This window comes from Nocardia carnea (assembly GCF_029868325.1).
Taxonomy (GTDB): domain Bacteria; phylum Actinomycetota; class Actinomycetes; order Mycobacteriales; family Mycobacteriaceae; genus Nocardia; species Nocardia carnea_C.
Genome location: NZ_JARWNW010000190.1, coordinates 1 through 8,650, shown reverse-complemented (window position 1 = coordinate 8,650; position 8,650 = coordinate 1). Strand labels below are relative to the sequence as shown.

The 8,650-nt window shown below is 67.2% G+C and carries 10 protein-coding genes; 6 read left to right on the top strand and 4 right to left on the bottom strand.

What is annotated here, in order from left to right:
* Window positions 1-309: 309 nt before the first annotated feature.
* The 3 genes from QH196_RS15295 (at window position 310) to nrdF (ending at window position 2,884) form a co-directional block, all read left to right on the top strand.
* Window positions 310-1,401 carry an ABC transporter substrate-binding protein gene (locus tag QH196_RS15295; protein WP_280416454.1) on the top strand — a complete coding sequence of 364 codons (1,092 nt, stop codon included), beginning with the start codon at window positions 310-312 and terminating at the stop codon, window positions 1,399-1,401.
* A 93-nt stretch (window positions 1,402-1,494) separates the two neighbouring features.
* The gene (locus tag QH196_RS15290) at window positions 1,495-1,716 is read left to right on the top strand and encodes a hypothetical protein (protein ID WP_280416453.1); all 222 of its coding nucleotides are present in this window, start codon (window positions 1,495-1,497) and stop codon (window positions 1,714-1,716) included.
* Window positions 1,717-1,921: 205 nt separating this feature from the next.
* Window positions 1,922-2,884, top strand: coding sequence for a class 1b ribonucleoside-diphosphate reductase subunit beta (nrdF, locus tag QH196_RS15285; RefSeq protein ID WP_280416452.1), 963 nt, complete (start codon window positions 1,922-1,924; stop codon window positions 2,882-2,884).
* Between the two features lie 66 nt (window positions 2,885-2,950).
* Here the strand turns inward: nrdF and QH196_RS15280 are convergent, their stop codons facing one another.
* On the bottom strand, window positions 2,951-3,106 hold the full coding sequence (locus tag QH196_RS15280; RefSeq protein ID WP_280416451.1) for a methionine/alanine import family NSS transporter small subunit: 156 nt from the start codon (window positions 3,104-3,106) through the stop codon (window positions 2,951-2,953).
* On the bottom strand, window positions 3,106-4,686 hold the full coding sequence (locus QH196_RS15275) for a sodium-dependent transporter (protein ID WP_280416450.1): 1,581 nt from the start codon (window positions 4,684-4,686) through the stop codon (window positions 3,106-3,108). Before QH196_RS15275 ends, QH196_RS15280 begins: the two co-directional genes overlap by 1 nt.
* Before the next feature lie 241 nt (window positions 4,687-4,927).
* On the opposite strand from QH196_RS15275, the gene QH196_RS15270 reads away from it, so the two are divergent.
* Complete coding sequence (locus QH196_RS15270; RefSeq protein ID WP_280416449.1) at window positions 4,928-5,371, top strand: nitroreductase family deazaflavin-dependent oxidoreductase; 444 nt, start codon at window positions 4,928-4,930, stop codon at window positions 5,369-5,371.
* Between the two features lie 37 nt (window positions 5,372-5,408).
* On the opposite strand, the gene QH196_RS15265 is transcribed toward QH196_RS15270, so the two are convergent.
* The gene (locus QH196_RS15265; RefSeq protein WP_280416448.1) at window positions 5,409-5,915 is read right to left on the bottom strand and encodes a nuclear transport factor 2 family protein; all 507 of its coding nucleotides are present in this window, start codon (window positions 5,913-5,915) and stop codon (window positions 5,409-5,411) included.
* A gap of 312 nt (window positions 5,916-6,227) precedes the next feature.
* Between QH196_RS15265 and QH196_RS15260 the strand changes: the two genes are divergently transcribed.
* The gene (locus QH196_RS15260; protein WP_280416447.1) at window positions 6,228-7,250 is read left to right on the top strand and encodes a zinc-dependent alcohol dehydrogenase family protein; all 1,023 of its coding nucleotides are present in this window, start codon (window positions 6,228-6,230) and stop codon (window positions 7,248-7,250) included.
* Window positions 7,251-7,420: 170 nt separating this feature from the next.
* On the opposite strand, the gene QH196_RS15255 is transcribed toward QH196_RS15260, so the two are convergent.
* Entirely contained in the window at window positions 7,421-8,026 is a 606-nt protein-coding gene (locus QH196_RS15255) for a TetR/AcrR family transcriptional regulator (RefSeq protein WP_280416446.1), read from the bottom strand.
* 152 nt (window positions 8,027-8,178) lie between these two features.
* On the opposite strand from QH196_RS15255, the gene QH196_RS15250 reads away from it, so the two are divergent.
* Window positions 8,179-8,650: ATP-binding cassette domain-containing protein (locus QH196_RS15250; RefSeq protein ID WP_280416445.1), on the top strand; the 472-nt coding region annotated here is incomplete at its 3' end.

Below are 8,650 nucleotides of genomic sequence, written 5' to 3'. Positions count from 1 at the left end.
CAGTGCACAAGAACATCCGGCCCCGGCCCACCCCAAAAGCAAGAACACCCGGCCCGCCCCAAAGGTTCGGGGCCCGGCTCGTTCTGGAGCGACGGAGCGGGGGAGCGAAGCGGAGGAGCGGAGGAGTGAAGAACGAGACCTCTAGGGCCCCGAACCCCGGGCCCCCCGGGGGGGGGGCCGGGTTTGTGGTGCCGCCGGGGGGGGGGGGCCGTCGGGGTGGGGGGTTTTTTTTAAAAACTAAAAATTAGCGCCCCCCAAACCCCGCGCTGCCGGAGGCAGCGCCATGACACAGCATGTACCCTTCCCGGCATGCCGGTGAGCCCTGCTGTCCGTACCCCAGCCGTGCGCAAACCCCGGAACTCCACCCGGGTGCGCCGCGCTCACCGGTTCGTGGGCGCCGCGCTCACCTGTATCGCGGTGGCGGTGGCCGGTTGCGCGAGCCAATCCGATAACTCGGCGTCGATCGTCCGTACCACCACCAAGATCGCCGGCGCGGGCGTGGTGGGGATCGAGCGGGATACCTCACAGGCCTGCTCCCTGCCCACTCCCGCCGATCCGGCCGACGGCCCCACTCGCACCGTGCGGCATGCCTCGGGGGACTCGCGGGTTCCGGCGGATCCGCAGCGGATCGTGGTGCTCGGCACCTCCGCACTCGATGCGACCTGCGCCGTGGGCCTGTGGGAGCGGGTCGTCGGCGCCACCACCGTGCCCGGCCCGTCGCCCCAGCCGGGATATCTGGGGTACGGGGTGCTGGAGATCCCGGGCGTCGGTCTCGCCACCGATCCCGACCCCGCGCTCGTCGCCCAGCTGGAGCCCGATCTCATCATCGGCGAGGTACCGGCCGGCCGGGCCGACTACGCCGCGCTGAGCGGTATCGCCCCGACGGTCCTGATCGGCACCGACAAGACCTGGGAGGAGCAGTTCAGCGCGTTCGCGGGTGCCATGGGCCGCGCGACGGCCGGGCGGGAGGCGCTCGACAACTACCGCACCGAGGCCGCCGATACCGGTAAATCCATCAACGCGGCGTTCACCGAGGCCTCCCTGGTCCGGTTCACCGCCACCGGCAGCGAGATCATGGGCAGCGAAACCTTCGCGGCGCAGGTCCTCGCCGATACCGGCGCGCAGCGGCCGGCCGCGCAGCGCGACGAATCGGAGCCGCTGGACGAATCCGATCCCGTGGCCGCCGAGGGCGATCTCATCTATGTCATGTTCGCCGGCCCGGAGGGGCAGGAGCACGGCGAATCGGTGATGCGTTCACCGGAGTGGAAAGAGCTCGGTGCGGCCACCGACGGCCGCACCTTCGTGGTCGACGACGCCCTCTGGCACACCACGGGCCTGACCTCGGCGCGTGCGGTCCTCACCGATATCCAGGACAGCCTCAACTCCTACGTGATGGAGTGATCCCGGCGCCGAAGTCCCGTTCGCAACCTCCTCGAGACCGTCTCGGAATACGAAATCGCAGGTGAGAGCAGCTGACGCCGGTACCGTCGAAGTATGGGCACCGATGGTGACCGCTCACTCGGTTACCGGTTGAGTATCGGGATCGTCATCGGAGTGGCGATCGGGGTCCCGCTCGGTCTCGCGGTCCTCGGTAATCTCGCCCTCGGGGTGGGGCTCGGTATCGGTTTCGGGCTGGCCTTCGGCCTGGCCATGTCCCCCTCGTCCTCGGGCGATGACGGATCCAGCGGCCGGCACAAGCCTCCCGGCGACGACTGAAGTACGCTCGGCGGCGCCTGCGGTCACGGCGCGCCGAAGTTCCGCTCTCTAGCGCATCCGACGCGCAGAACACAACTTGTGGTACCGCTTGGCGATCCACCCCCAAGGGATAGTGGCTATTCGCCGTCTCAGGGGTAGTGTTACGGCACGCGGAGCGCTGGCAGTCAGTCGTAGTCGGAGTCGTTGGGAAGGGCGTGGAAAAAGCATGAAGCTCATCGATCGGGTTTCGGCCATCAACTGGAATCGGGTACCCGACGAGAAGGATGCCGAGGTCTGGGATCGGCTCACCGGTAACTTCTGGCTCCCCGAGAAGGTCCCGGTGTCCAACGACATCCCGTCCTGGGCCACCCTCACACCCGACGAGAAACAGCTCACCATGCGCGTGTTCACCGGGCTCACCCTGCTGGACACCATCCAGGGCACGGTCGGCGCGGTCAGTCTCATCCCCGATGCGCTGACCCCGCACGAGGAGGCGGTGCTCACCAATATCGCGTTCATGGAATCGGTGCACGCCAAGAGCTACAGCTCGATCTTCTCCACGCTGTGCTCCACCCGGGAGATCGACGATGCCTTCCGCTGGTCGGAGGAGAACCGTAACCTCCAGCGCAAGGCGGAGATCGTTCTCGACTACTACCGCGGCGACGATCCGCTCAAGCGCAAGGTGGCCTCGACGCTGCTGGAGAGCTTCCTGTTCTACTCCGGCTTCTACCTGCCGATGCACTGGTCGTCGCGGGCCAAGCTCACCAATACCGCCGATATGATCCGCCTGATCATCCGGGACGAGGCGGTGCACGGCTACTACATCGGCTACAAGTACCAGCGCGGCCTCGAGCAGGTCACCCAGGCCGAACGCGACGAGCTGAAGAACTACACCTTCGAGTTGCTGTTCGAGCTGTACGACAACGAGGTCGAATACACCCAGGATCTCTACGACGAGGTCGGGCTCACCGAGGACGTCAAGAAGTTCCTCCGCTACAACGCCAACAAGGCGCTGATGAACCTCGGCTACGAGGGCCTGTTCCCGAAGGACGAAACCGAGGTCAACCCGGCGATCCTGTCGGCGCTGTCCCCCAACGCCGACGAGAACCACGACTTCTTCTCCGGTTCGGGTTCCAGCTATGTGATCGGCAAGGCCGTCAACACCGAAGACGACGACTGGGATTTCTGATCCCCGCACACCGGCACGGGCTCCCGAGGAACTCGGGCCCGTGCCGGTGGCATCCGGATCGTCGGACTACGTGCGGTGGCCGGTCGACTCTCCCGCCGCGGCGGGATTCTCGGCGTCGTCCGGAGTTTCGGGGTGACGCCGGATCAGCAACAGTGCCCCGGCCAGACCGCCCCACACCACAACGATCGAAATGATCAGCATGATGATCGCTCCCGTGGACATCAGCTCTCGTCCTTTCCGGCCGGAGTAACGGCCTCGTGTGACGGGTTGCCGGGTGCGTCCGTGACGGGTGCGGGACCGGCGTTACGCCATGGGATCAGGGCGAGCACGATGCCCACCACGATGGCGCCGAGCGCCACGCCCCAGCCGGCGATCATCAGGAAGCTGCCGGAGTATCCGCTGTAGTTCTCGGCGAACTCCGTGCGCAGTGAATCGATCATCATCCAGCCGAGCACGATCGGTGTGACGACGCCCAGGGTGACCTTCCATATCCAGCCCAGACGCACCACCGAGATCGAATCGACGTGGGCCTGCAGCAGCGGCAGTTTCCGCAGCCCCCAGGCCACCACCACGACCGCGACCAGAGCGGCGAGCGCCACGCCGTAGGCGTTGATGAAGTGGTCGACCGCGTCGAGCAGGAACAGGCCACCGCGAGTCGGGAAGAGGGCGATGGAGACCGCCGCGGCAGCCCCGCCGACGATGAGCACGGTCGGCACCCGGTCCATACCGGTGCGGTCCTGCACCGCGGATACCAGCACCTGCACGATGCTGATCAGCGAGGTCAAACCGGCGATCAGCAGGGAGCTGAAGAATAGGATGCCGAACCAGGCCGCCCCGGCGGTCAGTTCGGAGATGATGGCGGGAAACGCGACGAACGCCAACCCGACACCATCGGTCACGACCTCGTCGATCCCGGTGCCGGCCTGGGTCGCCATGAACCCGAGGGCCGCGAAGACACCGATTCCGGCCAGGATCTCGAACGAGCTGTTGGCGAATCCGGTGACCAGTGCCGACCCGGTCAGATCCGCCTTACGCCGCAGATACGAGGAGTAGGTGATCATGATGCCGAACCCGACGGACAGCGAGAAGAAGATCTGACCGTAGGCCGCCACCCAGACTTTCCCGCTGGTGATCGCCGACCAGTCCGGCGAGAAGAACGCGTCGAGCCCGCTCGCCGCACCCGGCAGGAACAGGGCCCGCACCACGAGGATGCCGAAAAGCACCACCAGCAGCGGTATGAAAATCTTGCTGGCGAACTCGATTCCGCGGCGCACGCCGAAAGCGAGCACACCCAGGGTCACCAGCCAGACCACGATCAGCGGTATCGCGACGCCGGGGACGTAGGAGGTCCCGAAGGACGGTTCGTCGGCTTGGTGCAGGAATTCGCCGAAGAAGGCGTCGGGATCGTCGCCCCACTGCTGGCCGACCGAGAAACCCACATAGCGGGCCGCCCAGGCGATGATCACCGCGTAATAGGTGGCGATCACGAAGCAGATGGCCACCTGCCACCAGCCCAGCGCCGTCACCCGCCGGGACAGCCGGTGGAACGCCAGCGGTGGCGACCCCCGGAACTTGTGGCCCATCGCGTAGTCGAATATCAGTACCGGAATGCCGGCCGTGAGCAGGGCTATCAGGTATGGCACCAGGAAGGCGCCACCCCCGTTCTCGTAGGCGACATAGGGGAAGCGCCAGATATTGCCCAGCCCCACCGCCGATCCGATGGCGGCGAGCAGGAATCCGGCTCGTGTACCCCACTGTTCCCGGGGTCGGTCGACCTGCCCCATGGTTCCTCCGTTCCTCATCCGGACCACCACGCGGCGAGGTCCCGCGAGTGGTGCCGTCACCTGCCCCCGATTCCGCGGGCCACGTAACGATAAGGCTCGGGTACCCCGGACTCCGGTGCGCCGAACCCACGGCGAGCCGGGGACTTCGTGACGGGACGGCGGCTGTCACCCGCAACCGCTACGCTGCCGGAGCGGGCCGCATCGGACGGCTCGCTTCGTTCGAGGCACCGACCGGGTGCCCGAGGTGGAGGAGCGCGTGATGGCAGGCGATACCGTCAAGATTCCCGGTTGGCTGAAACCCATGAATCGGGCGATGGTCGCCGTCAGCCGGGTGGGGGTCGCGCTGCCGATGGCATTGCTCACCGTTCCGGGCCGGAAATCGGGCAAGCTCCGCACCACCCCGGTGACCCCGTTCGAATACAACGGCGCCGAATACGTTCTCGGCGGTATTCCCGGCGCAGACTGGGTGAAGAACGTCCGGGCCGCCGATACCGCGGAGCTGAAGGTCGGACGGCGGAAACGAACGGTGCGCCTCGTGGAGGTCCCGGCCGCCGACAGCGAGCCGGTGCTGCGGGAATTCCCGCGACTCGTGCCCACCGGTGTCCCGGTCATGATCAAGTCCGGGGTCGTGACCGGCGACGACCCCGACGAATTCGCCGCCCTGGCCGGCCGGTGCACGCTGTTCCGTATCGAGGACGCCTGACATCCTCCCCGCGAGCGCTTCGGCCGGTTCGCGCTCCCTACTGCGCGACCCGGCAGGTGTCGTCGACCGGCCGCGTGATCGACCAGTACTGCTCGAACCGGCACGCGGCGATCTTCCATCCGCCGTCCTCGACAACGTATTCGTCGTCGTACTCCCCGGTCATCACCGTCTCGGTGTTCTCTATCAGGTTCACCTGCCGGAATTTCAGCGTCCATTTGCCGGAGGCGTGCTGCGTGTCGTGGACGGTGATATCGGGATGGGTGCCGTGATGCATATCGAGGATCACGTTCTTCCCGTCGACCTTCTGCAACGCGATCTTCTCGAATACCGCCGCCATACCGTCGGCATCGAAGGAGCCGAGCGCCCCGTAGTCGACCGCGGCACCCGCGGCGACGAAACACTCCCGGAAAGCCTTGGGGTCCTTGGCATCACACGCCCGCAGGTAGCGGTGCTTGAGAGCCTTGATCGCCTCGACGGCCTCCAATCGAGCCAACCGCTGCGCCAGATCGGTTTCCTCGGATTGCGGTAGCGGTGCAGGCGACATAGGGGCCCTCCTCGGACAAGGGTCAGGCGGCCGACGGAATCGGCGGGCGGAGCGGTTCGGTCCTCGCGAAGTGTAGCTGCGCGCCTCGACGCTCAGTGCTGTTCGGTCTCGGCACCGACAGTCCGCGCGCACGGCGCGAGAATCTGCAGACGGTGAGCCGGGTCAGGGGTGCTCGGCGCCGGCGAATCAACAGATAATTGTCCCCGCCGACAGCTGCGTGGTCTCCGCGGTGTCACGACGCCGCGTGGTGCCGTGAGGTCGCGGCCCGGAAGCGGAACGATCTTCGGACAACGAGCAAAGGAGAATCCGGCAATGCGTGGAGTCATCCTGTACGCCCCCGGCGATGTGCGGGTCGAAGAGCGCACCGACCCGGAGATCGTCGAACCCACGGACGCGGTGATCCGGATCGCCGCCACGTGCATATGCGGGTCGGATCTGTGGCCCTATCGCGGCGTCGAGCAGATCGATGGGCCCGCGCCGATGGGACACGAATACATCGGTGTGGTCGAGGAGATCGGGGCCCAGGTGCGTGATCTCGCAGTCGGCGATTTCGTGGTGGGATCGTTCTTCGCCTCCGACAACACCTGCGAGATCTGCCGAGCCGGTTATCAGAGCCGCTGCGTGCACAACGTACCGATCGGTTCGATCGGCACCCAGGCCGAGCGGGCCCGTATCCCCCTGGCCGACGGCACCCTGGTCCCGGTCCCCGGCGAACCGACCGCCGCGCAGTATCCGAGCCTGCTCGCGGCCTCCGACGTGCTCGGTACCGGCTGGTTCGCCGCGGTGGCCGCCGAGGCGGGGCCCGGCAAGACCGTCGTGGTCGTCGGTGACGGCGCGGTCGGGCTGCTCGCCGTCCTCGCCGCGAAACAACTCGGCGCCGACCGCATCATCGCCATGAGCCGCCACGCCGACCGGCAGGCGCTGGCCCGGAAATTCGGCGCCACCGATATCGTCGAGGAACGCGGTAAGGCCGGCGTCAGCAGAATCAAGGAACTCACCGGCGGGCTGGGCGCGCATTCGACCATCGAGGCGGTCGGCACCCAGGAGTCGATGATGCAGGCCATCCGCGCGACCCGCCCCGGCGGGCACGTCGGCTATGTCGGCGTCGCCCACGATGTGCAACTCGACGGTATGCAACTGTTCTTCTCCGGCGTGCACCTGCACGGCGGCCCCGCCCCGGTACGCCGCTTCCTGCCCGACCTGATCGATCTCATCGTTCGCGGTGATATCGACCCCGGTGAGGTCTTCGATCTCACCCTCCCTCTGGAACAGGCCGCCGAGGGCTACCGCGCCATGGACGAACGCCGCGCCACCAAGGTCCTGCTGACCGTCTGATACCCGGCTCATTCGATACGACCGGGAGGATCCGATGGACATTCTGGATGAATCCGGCGACCGCCAAGGCGCCCGCCGTCCTCTTCACCGGCGCCGTCCGGTTCGATACCGCACCACACTGGTCGTCACCCGGGGCGGGGAGGTGGCAGTCCTGCCGGTTGGGTTCAGCGCTACTGCGGTGGGGCGAAGGCTCCGGCTCGGCCGGCGAGGGTGGCGGCGTGGGCGGCGCGGTCGGGCAGAGCGGGGTCGGGTGGGGTTCGGAGGAGTACGAGGTGGTGATAGAGGGGGGCGGTGGCGGCGATGAGGAGGGCACGGGGGTCGGTGCGGGGTGGGAGTTCACCGCGGCGGAGGGCTCGTTCGACGACGATCTCGGATTGGGTGTAGCGGTCTTCCCAGAGTTGTTGCAGGGCCCGGGCCGCCTCGTCCGAGCGGAACGACACCGCGACCAGCGCCGCCGCGATCGAGGGCTGCTCGGTGAAGGAGTCCTGGATTTCTGCGTTCAGGGCTGCCAGGTCGCCGCGTAGCGAGCCGGTGTCGCGGGGGTGCCAGTCGATATCGGCGGCGGCGGCGAAGAGGTCGGCGACGAGGCCGCCGGTATCGCGCCAGCGGCGGTACACCGTGGTGCGATGCACGCCCGCGCGGGCGGCGACCGTATCGACGGTGAGGGCGTCGTAGCCGTGTTCGGTGAGTTCCGCACGCACGGCGTCGAGGACCTGTTCGCGGATGCGGGCGGTGCGGCCGCCGGGACGGGGGCGGGGCGAGGTGGGTGAATTCATCGTCGGTATCCGGTTGCTCGAATGGGTGGTGCCGTGGCATCATCCTAATGCAACTGTTGTCGCACTAGTGAGGGTGCCGATGTTCTTCCGAAGTGTTTCCCCGGTCCTGCGGTCATCGATGGCCGCGTCCTCGAATACTTCGGAGTTCCTGTATGCCCACTCAGATCACCGCACGCGCGGTCAGCAAATCCTTCCACGGCCGGCTCGTTCTCGACGGGGTCACGTGCTCGCTCGGCGCGGGTGAACGTACCGGGATCGTCGGCGAGAACGGGTCCGGTAAATCCACCCTGCTGCGCCTTTTCGCCGGGCGGGAACAGCCCGATCAGGGCGAGATCGTCGTCGCTGCCGCGGGCGGTATCGGCTATCTCGCCCAGGACGAACAGCTACCGGCGCGGCTGACGGTCCAGCAGATCATCGACCGGGCGTTGAGCGATCTGCGCCGGATCGAGACACGGATGCGCCACCTCGAGGCCGGGATGGCCGCCGGCGACGATTCCGGATTGACCGAATACGGCGACCTGACCACCCTTTTCGAACTGCGTGGCGGCTACGACGCCGACGCCCGGGTGGAGCGGGCCGCGAGAAACCTCTCGACGGTGGCGCGGGTGGTCTCGGCAACGGCGG

Coding starts and splice junctions, on each gene's coding strand:
- QH196_RS15295 (WP_280416454.1), top strand. CDS start 310: ATGCCGGTGAGCCCTGCTGTCCGTACCCCAGCCGTGCGCAAACCCCGG.
- QH196_RS15290 (WP_280416453.1), top strand. CDS start 1,495: ATGGGCACCGATGGTGACCGCTCACTCGGTTACCGGTTGAGTATCGGG.
- nrdF (WP_280416452.1), top strand. CDS start 1,922: ATGAAGCTCATCGATCGGGTTTCGGCCATCAACTGGAATCGGGTACCC.
- QH196_RS15280 (WP_280416451.1), bottom strand. CDS start 3,106: ATGTCCACGGGAGCGATCATCATGCTGATCATTTCGATCGTTGTGGTG.
- QH196_RS15275 (WP_280416450.1), bottom strand. CDS start 4,686: ATGAGGAACGGAGGAACCATGGGGCAGGTCGACCGACCCCGGGAACAG.
- QH196_RS15270 (WP_280416449.1), top strand. CDS start 4,928: ATGGCAGGCGATACCGTCAAGATTCCCGGTTGGCTGAAACCCATGAAT.
- QH196_RS15265 (WP_280416448.1), bottom strand. CDS start 5,915: ATGTCGCCTGCACCGCTACCGCAATCCGAGGAAACCGATCTGGCGCAG.
- QH196_RS15260 (WP_280416447.1), top strand. CDS start 6,228: ATGCGTGGAGTCATCCTGTACGCCCCCGGCGATGTGCGGGTCGAAGAG.
- QH196_RS15255 (WP_280416446.1), bottom strand. CDS start 8,026: ATGAATTCACCCACCTCGCCCCGCCCCCGTCCCGGCGGCCGCACCGCC.